Annotated in this window: 17 protein-coding genes; 7 read left to right on the forward strand and 10 right to left on the reverse strand. The window is 72.1% G+C overall.

Going from position 1 to position 17,685, the window contains the following annotated elements; translation table 11 throughout:
- Positions 1–28 precede the first annotated feature (28 nt).
- The gene (locus MTF69_RS30975; RefSeq protein WP_243339521.1) at positions 29–1,549 is read left to right on the forward strand and encodes a M1 family metallopeptidase; all 1,521 of its coding nucleotides are present in this window, start codon (positions 29–31) and stop codon (positions 1,547–1,549) included.
- Between the two features lie 7 nt (positions 1,550–1,556).
- Here the strand turns inward: MTF69_RS30975 and MTF69_RS30980 are convergent, their stop codons facing one another.
- Both MTF69_RS30980 and MTF69_RS30985 read right to left on the reverse strand, forming a co-directional pair.
- Entirely contained in the window at positions 1,557–2,075 is a 519-nt protein-coding gene (locus tag MTF69_RS30980; protein WP_243339522.1) for a GNAT family N-acetyltransferase, read from the reverse strand.
- A gap of 85 nt (positions 2,076–2,160) precedes the next feature.
- Entirely contained in the window at positions 2,161–2,736 is a 576-nt protein-coding gene (locus MTF69_RS30985) for a TerD family protein (protein ID WP_243339523.1), read from the reverse strand.
- A gap of 259 nt (positions 2,737–2,995) precedes the next feature.
- On the opposite strand from MTF69_RS30985, the gene arfB reads away from it, so the two are divergent.
- Positions 2,996–3,421, forward strand: coding sequence for an alternative ribosome rescue aminoacyl-tRNA hydrolase ArfB (gene arfB / locus MTF69_RS30990; protein ID WP_243339524.1), 426 nt, complete (start codon positions 2,996–2,998; stop codon positions 3,419–3,421).
- An 88-nt stretch (positions 3,422–3,509) separates the two neighbouring features.
- Here arfB and MTF69_RS30995 read toward each other — a convergent pair whose 3' ends face one another.
- On the reverse strand, positions 3,510–4,115 hold the full coding sequence (locus tag MTF69_RS30995; RefSeq protein WP_243339525.1) for a flavin reductase family protein: 606 nt from the start codon (positions 4,113–4,115) through the stop codon (positions 3,510–3,512).
- Positions 4,116–4,443: 328 nt separating this feature from the next.
- Between MTF69_RS30995 and cdgB the strand changes: the two genes are divergently transcribed.
- Both cdgB and MTF69_RS31005 read left to right on the forward strand, forming a co-directional pair.
- Complete coding sequence (cdgB, locus tag MTF69_RS31000) at positions 4,444–6,171, forward strand: diguanylate cyclase CdgB (RefSeq protein WP_243339526.1); 1,728 nt, start codon at positions 4,444–4,446, stop codon at positions 6,169–6,171.
- Positions 6,172–6,239: 68 nt separating this feature from the next.
- On the forward strand, positions 6,240–7,295 hold the full coding sequence (locus tag MTF69_RS31005; RefSeq protein ID WP_243339527.1) for a CBM35 domain-containing protein: 1,056 nt from the start codon (positions 6,240–6,242) through the stop codon (positions 7,293–7,295).
- Positions 7,296–7,346: 51 nt separating this feature from the next.
- On the opposite strand, the gene MTF69_RS31010 is transcribed toward MTF69_RS31005, so the two are convergent.
- The 4 genes from MTF69_RS31010 to MTF69_RS31025 form a co-directional block, all read right to left on the reverse strand.
- Positions 7,347–7,694 carry a hypothetical protein gene (locus MTF69_RS31010; RefSeq protein ID WP_243339528.1) on the reverse strand — a complete coding sequence of 116 codons (348 nt, stop codon included), beginning with the start codon at positions 7,692–7,694 and terminating at the stop codon, positions 7,347–7,349.
- 125 nt (positions 7,695–7,819) lie between these two features.
- A complete protein-coding gene (locus MTF69_RS31015; RefSeq protein ID WP_243339529.1) occupies positions 7,820–8,743 on the reverse strand; it encodes a 1-phosphofructokinase family hexose kinase in 924 nt (307 codons plus the stop codon).
- Between the two features lie 106 nt (positions 8,744–8,849).
- On the reverse strand, positions 8,850–10,019 hold the full coding sequence (nagA, locus tag MTF69_RS31020) for an N-acetylglucosamine-6-phosphate deacetylase (protein ID WP_243339530.1): 1,170 nt from the start codon (positions 10,017–10,019) through the stop codon (positions 8,850–8,852).
- A complete protein-coding gene (locus tag MTF69_RS31025) occupies positions 10,019–10,912 on the reverse strand; it encodes an ROK family protein (RefSeq protein WP_243339592.1) in 894 nt (297 codons plus the stop codon). The genes nagA and MTF69_RS31025 overlap by 1 nt, the downstream gene beginning before the upstream one ends.
- Before the next feature lie 289 nt (positions 10,913–11,201).
- Between MTF69_RS31025 and MTF69_RS31030 the strand changes: the two genes are divergently transcribed.
- From MTF69_RS31030 to otsB, 3 genes are all read left to right on the forward strand, one after another.
- The gene (locus tag MTF69_RS31030) at positions 11,202–12,518 is read left to right on the forward strand and encodes an extracellular solute-binding protein (protein WP_243339531.1); all 1,317 of its coding nucleotides are present in this window, start codon (positions 11,202–11,204) and stop codon (positions 12,516–12,518) included.
- Positions 12,519–12,612: 94 nt separating this feature from the next.
- Positions 12,613–12,864 (forward strand): DUF3263 domain-containing protein, encoded by a 252-nt coding sequence (locus MTF69_RS31035; protein ID WP_243339532.1) that lies wholly within the window; start codon positions 12,613–12,615, stop codon positions 12,862–12,864.
- Positions 12,865–12,979: 115 nt separating this feature from the next.
- Positions 12,980–13,834 (forward strand): trehalose-phosphatase, encoded by an 855-nt coding sequence (gene otsB, locus MTF69_RS31040; RefSeq protein WP_243339533.1) that lies wholly within the window; start codon positions 12,980–12,982, stop codon positions 13,832–13,834.
- Positions 13,835–14,304: 470 nt separating this feature from the next.
- Here otsB and MTF69_RS31045 read toward each other — a convergent pair whose 3' ends face one another.
- From MTF69_RS31045 to MTF69_RS31055, 3 genes are all read right to left on the reverse strand, one after another.
- Positions 14,305–15,768, reverse strand: coding sequence for a trehalose-6-phosphate synthase (locus MTF69_RS31045; protein WP_243339534.1), 1,464 nt, complete (start codon positions 15,766–15,768; stop codon positions 14,305–14,307).
- 132 nt (positions 15,769–15,900) lie between these two features.
- Complete coding sequence (locus MTF69_RS31050; RefSeq protein WP_243339537.1) at positions 15,901–16,137, reverse strand: hypothetical protein; 237 nt, start codon at positions 16,135–16,137, stop codon at positions 15,901–15,903.
- Between the two features lie 47 nt (positions 16,138–16,184).
- On the reverse strand, positions 16,185–17,444 hold the full coding sequence (locus tag MTF69_RS31055) for a transposase (protein WP_243339593.1): 1,260 nt from the start codon (positions 17,442–17,444) through the stop codon (positions 16,185–16,187).
- Positions 17,445–17,685: the final 241 nt, after the last annotated feature.

Genomic DNA, 17,685 nt, shown 5'->3' on the forward strand with positions numbered 1-17,685 from the left:
GAGAGTCGCGGGACGTAGTCTCGGACGCGTGCATCATCGCTTTCCGTTCCGCCTGGCCGTCCCTGCCGTCGCCACCCTGCTCGCCCTCACGGGCTGCACGGGGGAGACCGTGCAGGGGCGGCCGGGTGCGTCGGGGGTGCGCGACCCGTTCTTCCCCAAGGCCGGCAACGGCGGTTACCAGGTCGAGCACTACTCCCTGGACCTCGACTACGACCCGGCCGACGGGCTGCTGCACGCCACCGCCGTCATCACCGCCCGTGCCGAGCAGGGGCTCAGCTCCTTCAACCTCGATCTCAGCGGACTCGAGGTGGAGGGCGTGAGCGTGCAGGGCGTCGGGGCCCGCTTCAACCGCAGCGGCAACGAGCTGACGGTGCGCCCCGCCGAGGACCTGGAGCGGGGGGAGGTCTTCCGTACGGAGGTCGACTACTCCGGCCGGCCCAAGGCGCTCACCGACCCCGACGGGTCCGAGGAGGGGTGGATCGTCACCCCGGGCGGCAAGGGCGCGGTTGGTGTCGGCGAACCCGTCGGGTCGATGGCCTGGTTCCCGGGGAACCACCACCCGAGCGACAAGGCCACGTACGACATCACGGTGACCGTCCCCCACGGGTACGAGGCCGTGTCCAACGGCGAGCTGCGTTTCCGCACGGAGGAGACGGAGCAGACGGAGGAGACCGAGGAGACGGAGGGGGGCGACGGGCGGACCGCGTTCGCCTGGCACTCCGCGGAGCCGATGGCGAGCTACCTGGCGACCGTGGCCATCGGGAAGTTCAAGGTCACGACCGGGCGGACCGCCTCCGGGATCCCCGTCTACACGGCGGTGGCGCCCGGCGAGGCGGCGGCGAGCGGGGCCGCGCTCGCGCGGCTGCCCGAGATGGTGGAGTGGGGCATCGGGCGGTTCGGGCCGTACCCCTTCTCCACGACCGGCGCGATCGTGCTGCCCGCGCACAGCCTCGGCTACGCGCTGGAGACGCAGACCCGGCCGGTGTTCCCGGGGGCGCCCGGCAGCCAGGAGCTGGTGCTGCACGAGCTGGCGCACCAGTGGTTCGGGAACTCGGTGTCGCCGAAGTCCTGGAAGGACATGTGGCTCAACGAGGGTTTCGCGACCTACGCCGAGTGGCTGTGGTCCGAGGACCACGGCGGGCCGAGCGCGCAGGAGCACTTCGACGCCTACGTCGCCGGGGACACCCGCGTCGACGGCGAGGCGGGCTCGGACTGGGGCGCCTTCCCGCCGGCCGCCCCCCGCAACCCGAAGGAGATCTCCGGGTCCCCGGTGTACGGGCGCGGGGCGATGGTCCTGCAACGGGTCCGGCAGGAGGTCGGCGACGAGAAGTTCTTCGCCCTGGTGCGGGGCTGGGCCGCCGACCACCGGCACGGGAACGCGAGCACGGCCGATTTCACCGCCTATGCGGAGCGGAAGACCGGCCGTGACCTGACGGATGTCTGGGACGTGTGGCTGTACGGGAAGGACCGCCCGAAGGCCTCGAAGGCCTCGAAGGCCCCGGAAGCCTCGACGGACCCGAAGGCCCCCCAGGCTCCGAAGACGCCGTAGCGCCGCCCTACAGGGCCTTGCGCAGGACCGTGCAGGGGCGGCCCGCCTCGCGGTCGGCGCCCCGGCGCAGGGTGACGTAGCCCTGGGACTGCCAGAAGGCGAGGCCCTTCTCGTTGCCGTCGAGCACGGCGAGCCGTACGCCCGACCGGCCGGCGGTGCGGAAGCGGTCCTCGACCAGGGCGACCACGGCGCGGCCGTATCCCTCGCGGTGCGCGGTGGCGTCGATGAGCAGCAGGCCGATCCACGGGTCGGGGTCCTCGGACGCCGGGTCCGGGTGTCGGGCGAGGGTGGCGGCCAGGCCTACGAGGCGTCCGGCGGAGCGGGCGAGGAGGATCTCGGCGCCTTCGCGCGCGAGCTCGTCGGCGAGGGCGGCGGCGACCTGCTCGACCGTGATGCGGCCGGGGTCGGGGAAATCGCCGCTGAGCTCGAAGAACGCGTGGTTCGTCGCGTAGAGGGTGGCGATTTCGGTGAGGACCGGGCCCGGCAGGGCGCCGTCCTCGACGGGAGCGAGCGGCAGGAGGATCACGTACCGAACGGTAGCGAAGCCCCCTCCCCGGACGGCCGGGAGGGGGCTTCAGCTGGGACGCGTCCGTGGACGCGGGCGCTCAGGGTCAGACGTTGACGCCGAAGTCCTGGGCGATGCCGGTCAGGCCGGAGGCGTAACCCTGGCCCACGGCGCGGAACTTCCACTCGGCGCCGTTGCGGTAGAGCTCGCCGAAGACCATGGCGGTCTCGGTCGCCGCGTCCTCGGAGAGGTCGTAGCGGGCGATCTCGACGCCGCCGGCCTGGTTCACCACGCGGATGTACGCGTTGCGGACCTGGCCGAAGTTCTGGCTGCGGGTCTCGGCGTCGTAGATGGAGACCGGGAAGACGATCTTGTCGACGTCGGCGGGCAGGCCCGCGAGGTTGACGTTGATGGCCTCGTCGTCGCCGGCGCCCTCGCCGGTGCGGTTGTCACCGGTGTGGACGATGGTCTGGTCCGGGGTGGACTTGTTGTTGAAGAAGACGAAGTGGCCGTCGGAGACGACCTTGCCCTGCGCGTTGACCGCGATGGCGGAGGCGTCCAGGTCGAAGTCGACACCGGTGGTCGTGCGGGTGTCCCAGCCCAGGCCGACCGTGACGGCCGCGAGGCCCGGGGCCTCCTTGCTGAGCGAGACGTTTCCGCCCTTGGAGAGGCTTACTGCCATGGTGACTGGTGTCCCTTCCTATGTCTCACTTGGTCTCACTTGTCGTATCGACCGTGAGGATGTCCAAGCTACCGCTGACCTCCATAACGCGGGGAGAGGGGCGCCAGGTTCCGCAGTCGGGGATTTGTCCAAGATTCGGTCGGCGGATGGTCGGCGGACGGTCCGCGGTCCGGTTCGTGGCCCGGTCGGCGGCTCGGTCTGCGGTCCGGTCCGGGAAATGAGGGTGACGGGGCTCCGGCGGGCACGGATCATAGGGGGCATGCCTGGTCCTTATGTCATCCGCGGTTCGGTCGTGCTCCCCGAGGGCGAGCTCGCCTGGCGTTTTTCGCGGTCCTCCGGGCCGGGCGGCCAGCACGTGAACACCTCCGACTCGCGCGTGGAACTCCTCTTCGACGTCGCGGCGACGAAGTCGCTTCCCGACGTGTGGAAGGAGCGGGCGCTGGAGCGCCTCGCGTCCCGGCTGGTCGACGGGGTGGTGACCGTACGGGCCTCCGAGCACCGCTCGCAGTTCCGCAACCGGGAGATGGCGCTGGTCCGGCTGACCGCGCTGCTGGCCGAGGCCACGGCGCCGCCCCCCAAGGCGCGGCGGGCGACGAAGATCCCCCGGGGCATCAACGAGCGGCGGCTGCGCGAGAAGAAGGCCCGCGGCGAGACCAAGCGGGGCCGCAACGCGCGGGACTGGTAGCCACCGGGCTGCCGGCCGGGCTGCCGGCGGGACAGGGGCGGGCCGACGGCCGGGCCACCGGACCGCCGGGCCACCGGACCGCCGGCACTCAGGGCGCCAGGTGCCGGTAGCGCCCCCGGAAGTACGTCAGCGGCGGGGAGTCGGGCGCCGGCTGGGTGGCGGTGAGGACGTGGCCGATGACCAGGGTGTGGTCGCCCGCCTCGACGCGGTTCTCCGTACGGCACTCCAGGGTGGCCAGGGCGCCCGAGAGCAGCGGGGCGCCGGAGACGCCGCCGCGCGTGTAGGGCAGGTCCGCGAACAGCAGCCGGTCGCTGATGCGGTTCTTCATCGAGAACCGGCTCGCGATCTGGAGCTGGTGGTCGGCGAGCACCGACACCGACCACAGGGGCTGCTCGGCCAGCAGGTCGTCCATCCGGGAGCCCTCGCGGACGCTGACGAGGACCAGGGGCGGATCCAGGGACACGGACATGAAGGCGGTCGCCGTCATGCCGACGTCCTCGCCGCGCGGGCCGCCCGCCGACAGCGGGGGTTCCTGTGCGGTGATCAGGCACACGCCCGCCGCCAGTCGGGACATCGCGGCCCGGAACTCGTCGTTGCTCACCCCCACAGCATGGGGTGCGGGTGCGGAAAGTGGTGTCACGGGGGTCGTTGGGGGCACGGTCGGGACGCTACTGTCAGCCCTCGCGCCGCGCATCGGGCGGAGGCCCGACGGCGCCTCGGGCGCAGGGCCGAGGCGCGCCCCCGTCCGATGGCCTACGCCGCTCCGGGCCGCTCCGGGCCGCTCCGGGTCCGGGCGTATCGTTTGCTTCCGGGAACAGGTTGGGCGAACCGGCCGGAATGAACCCGAGTGGGGCGGCGCGGCGGTCCCCTTATTCATCTCATGTGACTTGAGTCACAGAGAGCAAGATTTGTTGACCCTGTGTACCTGCCGCACAGCTCACTGTGATTCAGTGGACGGGACACCGCAACGAAGCGCCGATGCAAACCTGGAGTTGCTGTCGAGGTCTCGGGGAGAGCGAGCAATGGAGACCGAGTCGGAGCCGTACGTCCGTCTTGCGACCCTGCGGCAGCTGCACCGGGTGGTGGCCGAGCTCAATACGGCCCGGAGCCTGGCGGACACCCTGCAGACCGTCGTGGACGGCATCGTCCTCGGCCTCGGCTACGAACTCGCCTGCGTCAACCTCGTTCGCCCCGACGGTGATCTGGTCGTCGCCGCCTTCGCGGGAGACCCCGCCGCAGAAGCCCTGATCACCGGCCGTGTCGGCTCGCGCGCCTCCTGGGAACGCCGCCTGACGATGGGCGAGAACTGGGACGGACTGCGCTTCATCCCGCACACCGAGGGCTGGGTCCTCGTCGAGGACGACGTCCCGCAGTGGCACACGGAGGGCCCCGACCCGCGGTTCGAGGACGAGTGGCACCCCGAGGACCGGCTCTACGCCCCCATGTACGCGACCGGCGGCGAACTGCTCGGGGTGGTCTCCGTGGACCGCCCGCGCAACGGCCGCCGGCCCGGCGCCTGGGGCCGCGAAGCGCTCCAGATGTATGCCTTCCAGGCCGCGATTGCCATCAGCAACGCCCGGCTCCGCGCGAACATGCAGCGGGCCCTGGTCCGCCTCGAGCGCGAGCAGCAGGCCCTGCGCGCCAGCGAAGAGTCGTTCCGCCAGGCCTTCGAGTACGCGCCGAGCGGCATGGCCATCGCCGAGATGGGCGGCGACCAGCACGGCCGGCTGCTGCGCACCAACGACGCGCTGTGCCGGCTGCTGGGGCGGCCCGCCTCCGTGCTGCGCCGGTACTCCTTCTCCGACCTCGTCCACCCCGAGGACATCGGCACCCTGCTGCGGACCTCTGCCGAGGGCGGCCGCGCCGAGCTCAGACTCGGCCGGCGCGACGGTACGTACGTCTGGGTCTCGCTGCGCAACTCCGTCGTCGCCGACGCCGCCGACGGGCCGCGCTTCCTGCTCACGCACGTCGAGGACATCGAGGAGCGCAAGCGGCACGAGCTGCAGCTCGCCCACCGGGCCAGCCACGACTCGCTGACCGGCCTGCCCAACAGCGCCGAGCTGCGCTCCCGGCTCGGGGCCCGGCTCTGTCGCCGCCCGCAGTCGGTGCGCGCCACCGCCGTGGAGGCGCTGGACGCCGCCTTCGAGACGCGGCCCCCGGGGGAGGGCGCACCCGGTCAGTACGGAGCGCACGGCGAGCACGGGTACCGGCCCGACGGCTTTCCGGAGCCCTTCGAGTTCCCCGGGGGCATGGGCGGCCCCGGCGGCGCGCCGGGCGGCGGCTCGGCCGCGGTGGGCCCGTACGACCACCATGTGCACACGGTCGCGCCGGCGACCGACATCGACGACGGTACGAAGGGGCTCGCGGTGCTCTTCTGCGACCTCGACGGGTTCAAGTCGATCAACGACCGGTTCGGGCACCACACCGGCGACGCGGTCCTGATCGAGGTGGCACGGCGGCTGACGACCGGGGTCCGGGACGGGGACACGGTGGCCCGGCTGGGTGGTGACGAGTTCGTCGTCCTCGCCGACGGGCTGGGCGCCGCCGACGCCGCCGACCTCGCGGTGCGGCTGCGCAACGCGATCATCCCGCCGATCCGGGTGGACGGCCGCGCGGTCCGCGTGGGGGCCAGTTTCGGGATCGGCTGGGCGAGCTGCGGCATGTCGGCCGACGAGGTGCTGCGCTCCGCCGACCAGCGCATGTACATCGAGAAGCGGTCCCGTTCGAAGGCGCACCGCAGGGCCGGGTAAGCTCTCGGGCCGCCCGTGGGCGCACCTGTTCGGGGTAGGCTCCCCGGGGTCGAAAGGAGTGACCTGCGATGACGACGCCCGCGAACCACGGCCCGAACAACGGGGCGAACCAGCCCGAGGATGACGACCCGTTCGGCTACCTCTACGAGGACGGCCAGGCCGCGGGGGCCACCCCGCCCGGGCAGGGCGGCGGGTACGGCTACCCGGGAGCCACGGCCGGCGGCCAGCCGGGTGTGCCCCGGACCTCGTACAACCAGGTCCGCACGGTCGGTGACCGGCCCAAGGGCGGCCAGCGCGGCCCCGTTCCCTATCAGCAGGGCGGCCCGCAGCAGCAGCCCCCGGCCTACCAGGCGCAGTACCAGGCCCCCGAAGCGCTCCAGCAGGGCGGCTACGGCGTCCCGCCGCAGCAGCAGCCCCCGCAGTACACCCAGTCCGTTCCGCTGCCGGGCTCCGGCGGCGGGCGCGGTGGCGGCCACGGCGGCGGGCACGGCAGCGGCGGGTCCAGCCGCAGGGGCATGCTCGTCGCGGCCGTCGCGGTGGTCGCCGCGGTGGCGATCGGCATCGGCGCGGCCGTGATTTTCGGCAAGGACGGCGACGCCGACAAGGACAAGAACAACGCGAACGCGGGCCAGAGCCCCTCGGCGCCCGCTCAGAACACCCCCTCGGGCCAGCCGAGCGGCTCCGCGTCGCCGGACGCCCCGCTGCCGAAGGGCGACGCGGGCGGCTCCGGCATGGTGCTCACCGAGGGTGCCACGCTGGAGGACGCGGTGCCGGGGGCCAAGAGCGCGGGCGGCAAGTACGTCGGCGGCTTCAACCAGCAGGGTGCCGCCGTGACCTGGACGATGGACGTCCCCAAGGCCGGCGAGTACACCTTCCGGATGTACTACGGCGTGCCGGGCAAGGACGCCAGCATGACGCTGGCGATCAACGACAAGGCGCAGACCCGGCCGATCAACATGAAGAACTTCGCGAAGGCCGGCGAGGGTGACTGGGCCAAGGGCTGGACCAACACCTACTCCTACGTGAACCTCAAGCAGGGCACGAACACCATCAAGATCTCCTGCGAGGCGGGCAACTCCTGCGAGGCGGTCATCGACCAGTTCGTCCTGGAGAAGAAGCGCTGAGTCCTCGCGCGGTCGGGGCCCCAGTCGGGCCCCGACCGTGTCAGGCTTCCGTTAGATCCGGCCCGCCTCGACGCAGTAGATGGCGACCCAGCCGATACGCCCGTTGTAGTTGACCTTCACCCAGTCGTTGCCCGAGGGACCTCCCGACCAACAGCTGTAAGACCCGCCCTCGTTGTTGCGTGTACAGGGCGTCGTGGTGCACGGGACGCGGGTCGAGGTGTTCGAGACCGTGGCGATGAGGCTTCCGGACGTGCTCGCGCTGGTGCGGATGTTGAAGGAATGGCTGCCGTTCATCCACACGCCCGCCGTTTCGGCAGCGGCTGCCGGGTTCGACAGGCCCAGTACTGCCGCAGCGGTGAAGCCGACGCATGTCAGGGCGGCTCGGATTCGTGAGTTCATCAGTGAACACTCCAACTAGCAACTCGGATATGTGTTCGATTCAATGTAGGGGTGAGGTCTCGGTACAGCCCGGGGCTGCACGGAATTGGCTGAAACCCTCGGTCTGACCTGCGGGAATGGCCGAACTACGTGCCCGCCGTGACCTTCACCGACCCCCGTACCTCCTCGTAGGTGCGGGGGTCGAAGTCTCCCGCCGTGGGGGCGGCGACCGTGGCTGCCGAGAGGGCTACCGCGCGGGTCAGGCGGTCCGGCCAGTCCAGGCCCTCGGTGAGGGCCGAGAGCAGGCCCGCGACCGCGGAGTCGCCGGCGCCGGTGGGGTTGCCCGGCAGGGTGCGGGGCGGGGCCGCCCGCCAGGTGCCCCGGGCGGTGGCGGCGAGCAGTCCTTCCGGGCCGAGCGAGGTGACCACCGCGTGGGCCCCGCGGCGGCGGGCGTCCCGGGTGGCGGGCAGCGGGTCTCGCGATCCGGTCAGCTCGGCGAGCTCGGCGGCGTTCGGTTTGATCACGTCGGGGCGGGCGGCGACCCCGCGGCGCAGGGCCTCGCCGCTGGTGTCGAGGAGGACGGGCACGCCGGCCGCGCGGGCCGTCCGTACGAGGGCCGCGTAAGCGCCTATGGGGACGCCCGGGGGCAGGCTGCCGCACAGGGCCACCGCGCGGGCGCCGCCCGCCAGCAGGGCCCCGTAGCGGGTGAGGAACGCGGTCCACTCGGCGGCGGTGATCAGCGGGCCCGGTTCGTTGAACTGCGTGGTGTCCCCGGAGGCCTCGTCGACGACGGCCAGGGTGCGCCGGGTGGTGCCCGCGCAGGGGACCAGCTCGTCCCGGACGCCGGGGGAGCCGGCGAGCAGCTCGCGTACGAGGGCTCCCGTGGGGCCGCCCGCGAAGCCGGTCGCGGTGACCTCGTGGCCGATCGCGGCGAGCACGCGGGCCACGTTGAGGCCCTTGCCGCCGGGCCGTTCGGTGACCTCGGTGACGCGGTGGGAGGCGTGCGCGAGCAGGCGCGGTACGCGGTAGGTGACGTCGAGTGCGGTGTTGAGCGTCACGGTCAGGATCATGGCGGGCCCCGGTCTCGGTCTGTGCCGCCTCGCGCGGGGCACACAGCATGCCAAAAGAAGGAGCGGTCGGCCCAGTACCCCGGGCCGACCGCCTTCCGGGGCTCTGTCACGTCCCTGCCGCGAGCGGGTCGACGATCCATTCGCCGCGCCGCATGACGCCCTTGACGTCGAAGGCGGCGTCGAGGACGACGAGGTCCGCGTACTTGCCGGGCTCCAGCGAGCCGACCTGGTCGTAGACGCCGATCAGCTTGGCCGGGTTGGCGGAGATCGCCTGGACCACGGACTCGACGGGGAGCTTGTCGAGGGTGACCGACCGCTTGAAGGCGGTGTCCAGGGTGAGGGTGGAGCCGGCGATGGAGCCGCCCTCGACGAGGCGGGCGACGCCCTCCTTGACCTCGACCTCCAGCGGGCCGAGGTGGTAGATCCCGTCGCCGAAGCCGGCCGCGTCCATCGCGTCGGTGATCAGCGCCACCCGGTGCGCGCCCGCGTGGTGGAAGGCCAGCTCCAGCATCGCCGGGTGCAGGTGGGTGCCGTCGTTGATCAGCTCGACGGTGACCCGCTCGTCCTCCAGCAGGGCCGCGATGGGGCCGGGGGCGCGGTGCTCCATGCCCGGCATCGCGTTGTAGAGGTGGGTGGCGACGGTCGCGCCCGCGTCGATGGCTTCGAGGGTCTGCTCGTACGTGGAGTCCGTGTGGCCGATCGCCGCGATGACCCCGTGCTCGGCGAGCAGGCGTACGGAGTCCAGGCCGCCGGGGAGTTCGGTGGCGAGGGTGAACATGCGGGCGGCGCCGTGCGAGGCGTCGATCAGCTTGCGGACCTCGGCCGGGTCGGGGTCGCGCAGGAGGTCTTCCATGTGCGCGCCCTTGCGGCAGGGGTTGATGAACGGCCCCTCGAAGTGGATGCCCGCGATGTCGCCCTGCTGGGTCAGCTCGGCGAGCAGTCCGGCGCGGCGGGCCAGCTCGTCCAGGTCGCCGGTGACGGTGGAGGCGACCAGGGTGGTGGTGCCGTGCTCGCGGTGGGTCCGTACGCCCTTGAGCACTTCCTCGGCGGTGCCGGAGGTGAAGGAGGCGCCGCCGCCGCCGTGGTTGTGCATGTCGACGAAGCCGGGGACGATCAGGCACCCGGAGAGGTCGACGACGGCCGCGTTCTCCTCCGCGCTGCCGGCGATGCGCTCACCGTCGACGATGAGGCGCCCGCCCTTGACGATGCCCGTGGGCAGCACCACGTCGGCGCCGGAGAGAACGGTACTGCGGCCCACATGTGCGCTTCCGGACATCAGGCAGGTACCTCCGTGGCGAGTAGATCCCAGGCGAGCAGCCCTGCGCCCAGGCATCCGGCGGTGTCCCCTAGGGCCGCCGGAACGATGTGGGGCAGCCGCTGGAACGTCACGCGTTCCTCGACGGCCGTCCGTAGTGGTGTGAACAAGGTTTCCCCGGCCTCGGCCAGTCCGCCACCGATGATCAGCGTGCGCGGGTCCAGCAGGGTGATCGCGGTGACCAGCCCGTCGGCGAGGGCGCCGATGGCGGCGAGCCAGACCTCCAGGGCGCGCTCGTCGCCGGATTCGACGGCCTTGGCGCAGTCCGCGGCGTCCGCGTCGGGATCGCCGGAGGCGGCCGCCCAGGCGCGGCTGACGGCGGAGGCGGACGCGAGGGTCTCCAGGCAGCCGCGCTGGCCGCAGCCGCAGGCGGGGCCGCCCGGGCGGACCACGATGTGGCCGATCTCGCCCGCGTACCCGTGCGCGCCGGCCTCGATGCGGCCGGCGATGCCGATGGCTCCGGCGATGCCGGTGCCGAGGGGGACGAACAGGAAGCGGTCGGCGCCGCGGCCCGCGCCGATGCGGCCTTCGGCGAGTCCGCCCGTGCGGACGTCGTGGCCCAGCGCGACCGGGATCCCGCCGAGGCGTCTGCCGAGCAGTTCGCGCATGGGGACGTCGCGCCAGCCCAGGTTCGCCGCGTAGACGGCGATCCCGTTCTCGGCGTCGACGATGCCGGGGACGGCCACGCCGGCCGCGGAGGCGGTGGTGGCGAAGCGCTCCCGGCCGAGGTCGAGGAGCTCGGCGGCGAAGTCCTGGATCGTCTCGACGACGGCTTCGGCGCCCCGCTCGCGGCCGGTGGCGCGGCGCGCCTCGTGGAGCAGGGTGCCGTCGGCGGCGACGAGGGCGGCCTTCATCCCAGTGCCGCCCACATCGAGGGCGATGACGTGTTTCACGGGTTTCACGGGTGACAGTCTCGCGTGATCGGAGGGCAAAGGTCTAGTCCACTGAGGGGGATTGTTGAGTAGCCATACAAATTCGGGACCTTCGTCGGTGAGCGGGTCGGTGCGCGGGTCTGCGGGCGGGTCCGTGCGCGTGTGCACGTGCAGGCCGTGTGCACGTTTGGACCTGGATGTTGACGAGGCTCAAAAGTGGTGTAGACCTTTACGCGAATCGTACGGAACAACCTGGGGTGGAACGAGAACTTTGAAGGCGCGAACTGTCCAGGCCAGAAAGCTGAACCTCGCCGCGTCCGGCCTCGCACTGTGCCTGACCACCGTGACGCTGACCGGCTGCGGCGCCGTGTCGGGCCTCACCGGGGACAACGAGGTCACCCTGAAGATCGTGGCGGCCGACTACGGGGACAAACCGGAAAACTCCTCCAAGCCCTACTGGAAGGACCTCGCCGCGTCCTTCGAGAAGCGCCACCCCGGCATCAAGGTCCAGGTCGACGTCTACTCCTGGTCCGAGGTCGACGCCAAGGTCGCCGAGATGGTCAAGGCCGGCGAGGCCCCCGACATCGCCCAGATCGGCGCCTACGCCGACTACGCGGCCGAGGGCAAGCTGTACTCCGCCGACGAGCTGCTCTCCGTGAACACCCAGGCCGACTTCCTCGCACCGCTCGCCGAAGCGGGCAAGGTCCGGCGCGTCCAGTACGGCCTGCCCTTCGTGGCCAGCACCCGGCTGATGTTCTACAACGAGAAGCTGCTCGCCGACGCCGGAGTCATCCCCAAGGACGGCAAGACCCCCTGGCAGCCCAAGAGCTGGGCCGACCTGGAGGCCGCCGCCAAGAAGCTCAAGGCGGACGGAGTCCCGACGCCCTTCGCGCTGCCCATGGGCCGCGAGGAGGCGCAGGCCGAGACCATGCAGTGGCTGCTCGCGGGCGGCGGAGGCTACGCCGACAACGAGGAGCAGTACTCGATCGACTCCGCGGACAACGTCAAGACCCTGGAGTTCCTGCGCGACAAGCTCGTCGGCGGGGGCCTGACCGGCCCCGTCGAACCGGCCAAGCTGAACCGCCAGGCCGCCTTCGACTCCTTCTCGCGCGGCGAGGTCGGCATGCTCAACGGGCACCCGACGCTGCTCAAGCAGGCCGCCGCGAAGGGCGTGGTGTACGGCATGACCCCCATGCCGACCTCCGACGGGGTGCCCCACCCGACCATGGGCGTCGCCGACTGGGTGATGGCCTTCAAGACCGGCCACCAGACGCAGTCCGGGAAGTTCCTGGACTTCCTGTACGAGGCGAACAACGTGACGGCCTTCACCGAGAAGTACGACCTGCTCCCGGTCACCACCAGCGGATCCCGGGCGATGGAGGCCTCTACGGGCGCCTCCTCGGCGGAGCTGAAGACCTTCCTGCGCGCACTGCCCAACGCACGGCTCTACCCCGTGGGCAAGAAGTCCTGGGCGGCCGTGAGCGAGGACGTCAAGAAGAACATCGGCAAGGCCGTGCAGCCGGGCGGACAGCCCGAGAAGACCCTCGCGGACCTCGCGGAGATGGCGCGCAAGGCGGAGCCCCGCTGATCCGGGCCGGATGGGGGCCGGATGCGGGCCGGATGCGGGCCGGTCCGATCCGCGCCGACCGGGGGCTGTCGTAGGGCGGAGTTAATCTGGCCGTATGACGGACGCGGACGAGAGGCCGCCGGCCGGGCTGAGCGCCGACGAGGCGGCCGTACTGGCCTACGAAGGCCGCACCTGGCCCGGGCCGGGCGCCAAGGAGCGGGCCATACGGGAAGGACTGGGGATGCCCCCGGTCCGGTACTACCAGCTGCTCAACGCGCTGATGGACGACCCCAGGGCGCTCCAGCACGCGCCGGGCACGGTGAACCGCCTGCGGCGCATCCGCGAGGCCCAGCGGGCGAGGCGGTAGCGGCGGGCGCGGCCGGGGTGTGCGGGACGGCCTGTGCGGGCCGCGGTGGGCGGGCGGCCGGGTGCGGGCGCCCGCGCCGTAGCCGTGGCCCCGCTGGGCCGTTAGGGTCGAGCGTATGGGGAGCTACCATCCGCACGATCTGCCGATGCCCGTCACCACCGCCGGACGCGAGGGACTCGAAGCCCTCCTCCGCACACCGCGCCGCTCCGTCGTCGCCCTCGACTTCGACGGCACCCTCGCCGACATCGTCCCCGACCCCGACCAGGCCCGGGCCCACCCCGGAGCCGTCCCCGCGCTCGCCGCCCTCGCCCCCGAGGTCGGCTCCATCGCGGTCGTCACCGGCCGGCCCGCCGGGGTCGCCGTCCGCTACGGGGGCTTCGCCGGAGTCCCCGGCCTCGAACACCTGGTGGTCCTCGGGCACTACGGGGCCGAGCGCTGGGACGCCGTGAGCGGCATCGTGCACGCTCCGGCCGAGCATCCGGGGGTGGCGTCGGTCCGGGCGGAGCTGCCCGGGTTCCTGGACGCGATCGGTGCGTGGCGCGGGACGTGGATCGAGGAGAAGGGCCAGGCGCTGGCCGTCCACACCCGCCGCGCGGCCGACCCGGAGGCGGCCTTCGCGGCCCTGCGCGAGCCCCTGGCGGGGCTGGCGGCCCGGCACGGCCTGATGGTCGAACCGGGCCGGGCCGTACTGGAGCTGCGGCCGCCGGGGATGGACAAGGGCGTCGCCCTCACGGAGTACCTCGCGGAGGTGGGGGCGGAGGCCGTGCTCTACGCCGGGGACGACCTCGGGGACCTCGCGGCGTACTCGGCGGTGGAGAAGCTGCGGGCCGGGGGCATGCCGGGGGTGCTGCTGTGCAGTGGCTCTGCGGAGGTTCCGGAACTCGCCGCCCGCGCGGACCTGACGCTGTCCGGCCCGTCGCAGGTCGTGGCCTTCCTGTCCGCCCTGGCCGCGGCGCTGGCCCCTTCCTGACGCGCCGCTCGCACCGCTGCGCGGGGCACCTTTTCGACGCGCCGCTCGCACCGCTGCGCGGGCTTCGTGCCGCTGCGCCGGACTCCGTCCGGCGGTGGCCGGGCGGGGCCGCCGCCACTGCCGCTTGGGGCGGGGGCCGGTGGGCGGGTGCGGCTGGTTGGGCCCTGCGGGGCTGGGTCCCCTACCCGCCCTTCGCCCGTTCCCCGGGCTCTGCCCGGACCCGGTCCTCAAACGCCGGACGGGCTGGAGTTGCCGCTGCGCCGCAAAACTCAGCCTCGCCGGCGTTTGAGGCGCGGGGTCCGGGGCGCAGCCCCGGGGAACGGTGGAAGGGCGGGTAGGGGACTTCGCCCCGCGCAGCGGTGAGGGTTGCTGCGGGGACTTCGCCCCGCGCAGCGGTGAGGGTTGCTGCGGGGACTTCGCCCCGCGCAGCGGTGAGGGTTGCTGTGGGGACTTCGCCCCGCGCGGGTGGGTCAGGTGCGCAGGGCGTTCAGTTGGGACGTGAGCCACTGGGCCGGGGGGAGGGCCGTCGCCGCCACCGCCAGCCGCTTCGTGCGGTCCGCCCGCTCCGCCGCCGGCATCGAGAGCGCGGCGTGCAGCGCCTCCGCAGTGGCCGTCACGTCGTACGGGTTCACCGTCAGCGCGTCCGCGCGCAGCTCCTGGTACGCCCCCGCCCCGGTGGACAGCACCAGCACGCACCCCGCCTCCGAGACCACCGGGATCTCCTTCGCGACGAGGTTCATGCCGTCCCGCACCGGATTGACCAGCGCCACGTCCGCCAGCCGGTACGCGGCCAGCGACCGCGCGAAGTCGTCCTCCACGGAGACGAGTACCGGCTGCCAGTCACCGTTGCCGAACTCCGCGTTGATCGCCGCCGCCAGCTCCCGTACCGACTCGGTGTACTCCCGGTAGACGCTCAGGTCCTGCCGGGACGGGTAGGCGGAGGCGAGGTGGACCACCCGGCCGCGCCATTCGGGGTGGACCGTCAGCAGCTCCCGGTACGCCAGCAGCCCCCGCAGGATGTTCTTCGACAGCTCCGTCCGGTCCACCCGGACGATCGTCTTCAGCCCGCCGACCTCCGCCCGCAGCGCCGCCAGCTTGTCGTCCACCTCCGGCCGGTGCGCGAGCGCGCGCAGCTCGTCGCCGTCCACGCCGAGGGGGTACGGGTTCACTTCGGTGAACCGGCGCTCCCCGAGCCCGGTCTTGGTATCGGCGGCCCTGCGGTGCCACACCCCGCGCTCCGGGGTTCCGGTCGGGGAGTACGACTGCGCGATGCCGCTCAGGTTGTCGAAGTTCGCTCCCGAGGTGAAGTTGAACGCCCACTCCCACGTGTGGAAGCCGAGACGGTCCGCCCCGAGCATCCCCCAGACCAGCTGGCTCCGGATGTCGTCCGGGAGCATGTCCAGGAACTCCGACGAGGCCCACGGCGTGTGCGTGAAGTGCCCGATCCGCAGGTCCGGGCGGAGCTCCCGGAGCATGCCCGGGGCCAGGGCCAGGTGGTAGTCCTGGATCAGGACCGCCGCCCCCTCGGCCGCCTCCTGGGCCAGCGCCGCCGCGAAGGCCTCGTTGTAGGTGACGTACGCCTGCCAGCGCCGCCGGAACTCCGCGTCGAAGACCGGCTCGCGGGGGACGTCGTACAGGTGGTGGTGGAGGAACCACAGCACCGAGTTCGCGATGCCGTTGTACGCGGCGTCGTAGACCTCGGGGTCGATGTCGAGCATCCGCACGCCCGGCTCGGCGACCCCGCGCCGTACCGCCTCCCGGTCCGCGTCGGACAGGGCCGCGCAGATCCACAGCGCCCCCGGCTGCTCCGCGAGGGCTGCGGAGAGGCCGGAGACGAGGCCGCCCCCGCCGCGGCGGGCACTGAGCGTGCCGGCCGCGTCGAGGGCGTACGAGAGGGGGCCGCGATTCGCGGCGACGAGCACCTGGGAAGCCATGCGGCGAACCTAGCCCGCCTCGCCTCCGGTCAAACGTCAGCGCCTGCGTGTGCGCCGGACCGAGAGGAAGACCACACCGCCGAGTGCCGTGAGCGTGGCGGCCGCCGTGCCCATCATCCACAGCTGCGGCCGTCAGAGCCGGTGGTGGCCAGGTTCCCGCCCGGGGAGCCCGGGGAGTCGTCCCTGGGGCCCACGGGAGTTTCCGGCAGCGGCCGCGGTGATGTTCGCACTGTTCACCCGGAACTGATCGCCCTTGGTGTTCCAGGCGCCCTGGTACGCCATCGCGCTCGCCCGGACCGGGCCGTCGCCTGAGCGGTAGAAGCCGGAGACCTTGGCCGTGGTGTCCGGGCTGGTCGAGCGGTGGAGCACGTGGCCGCCTTGAAGTGCTCTCCCTGCCGAGGCCGGGAGATTCCCGCTTACCTTGCGGTAGCGGGCTTGACGCGCTTCGCGCGCCTGACGACTGCCCTCCCGGCAGCCGGGACGAGCGCGAGGCCCATCCGGTACAGGTGCAAGACGTTGCGGGCCGCGTTCCAGTCGGCGTTGCCCGACCAGCCGCAGTCCGGGTTCTTGCACACGAACACAGCCTGGGACTCCCGACTGCCGGGCGTGGTGAAGCCGCACACGGAGCAGCGCTGAGAGGTGCCGGGGGCGGGGACCTTGTGCAGGGTGCCGCCGTGCCGGGCGGTCTTGTACGTCAGTATGGCGACCGTCCGGCCCCACGCCTCCCCGCTGATGGAGCGGTTCAGCCCGGATTTCTGGGCGACGTTCCGTCCCGGCTGGTCGGCCGTGCCCTTGGCGGACTTGACCATGTTCGTGATGGTGAGTGCTTCGACCACGACGGTGCCGTAGGTGCGGGCGATGGTGGTGGTCGTCTCGTGCTGCCAGTCCAGTGCCCTGCGCTTGGCTTTCGCGCGGAGTCCTGCGATCTGGTCGTAGGTGCGGTGCAGCCGGCGGCTGGTGTACTCGCCGGGCTTGCGGTGCTGCTTGCGCTGCGCGGCGCGCCGCTCCAGGTGCAGGAGCTTTGCCTGCTCTTTGGCCGTCAGCCACTCGTCGTGCTCGAAGGTCCCACCGTCGGAGAGGGCCATGGGCACGGTGATGCCCACGTCGATGCCGACGTCCGGCCCCTGGTGCGGCTCTGGCGTGACCTCCAGGGTCTGGATGCGGAAGGCGATGTGCCAGCCGAGTGCGTCCTTGATCAACCGGGCGCCGGTGATCCGGTTCTCCGTGTTGGCGCGCTTGCCGACGGGCAGGTCTTTGGTCCACCGGAAGCGGACCCGGCCGATCTTCGGCAGGTTGGCCATGCCCCAGCGGCGGTGCACGCGGGTGACCTTCAGGTCCCGGCCCTGCGGGACGTCCACGGATGGCACCGTACGGATGCGGCCCTTGAAGTTCGGGGCGTCGGCGCGGCCGTCCCAGCAGTTCTTCCACGCCTGGAAGTACGCCTTCAACACCGCCTGCGCCGCCTGAGCGGGAAGGACAGCAAGAAAGCTGATGTCCTCGCGGGCCTGCCGGATCGCGGCATCCGCATTCGCCAGGGTCCGCTTCTCCTTCGGCATCATCCCCCACCAGGCGTGCAGCAGGTTCCACATGGTGCGGGCCGCGTGCGCCTGGCCATCAGCCTTCAACACCTCGGCGCACGACAGTGAAAGCCGGGCACGGTGTCCGAACTGCCGCATGACCAGGGGGCCTTGACTCACGAACGGGAACCTAGCAGCGGTTCACGTCGCAGCTCATCACGATGTACGCACCGGACGCCACGTTGTCCCCAACCTGCACGTTCACTTTGTTTTCGTCACCAAGTAACGGCGGAATACGTTCACCGACGTCTGCTCCCGCGCCGAAGAGGCCATGCGGCAGGTCTGCGCCGACTTCGAGGCCGGGCTGAAACAGTTCATCGGAGAAACTCCATGAAAGGGA

The organism is Streptomyces sp. AP-93, assembly GCF_022808175.1.
Lineage (GTDB): Bacteria > Actinomycetota > Actinomycetes > Streptomycetales > Streptomycetaceae > Streptomyces.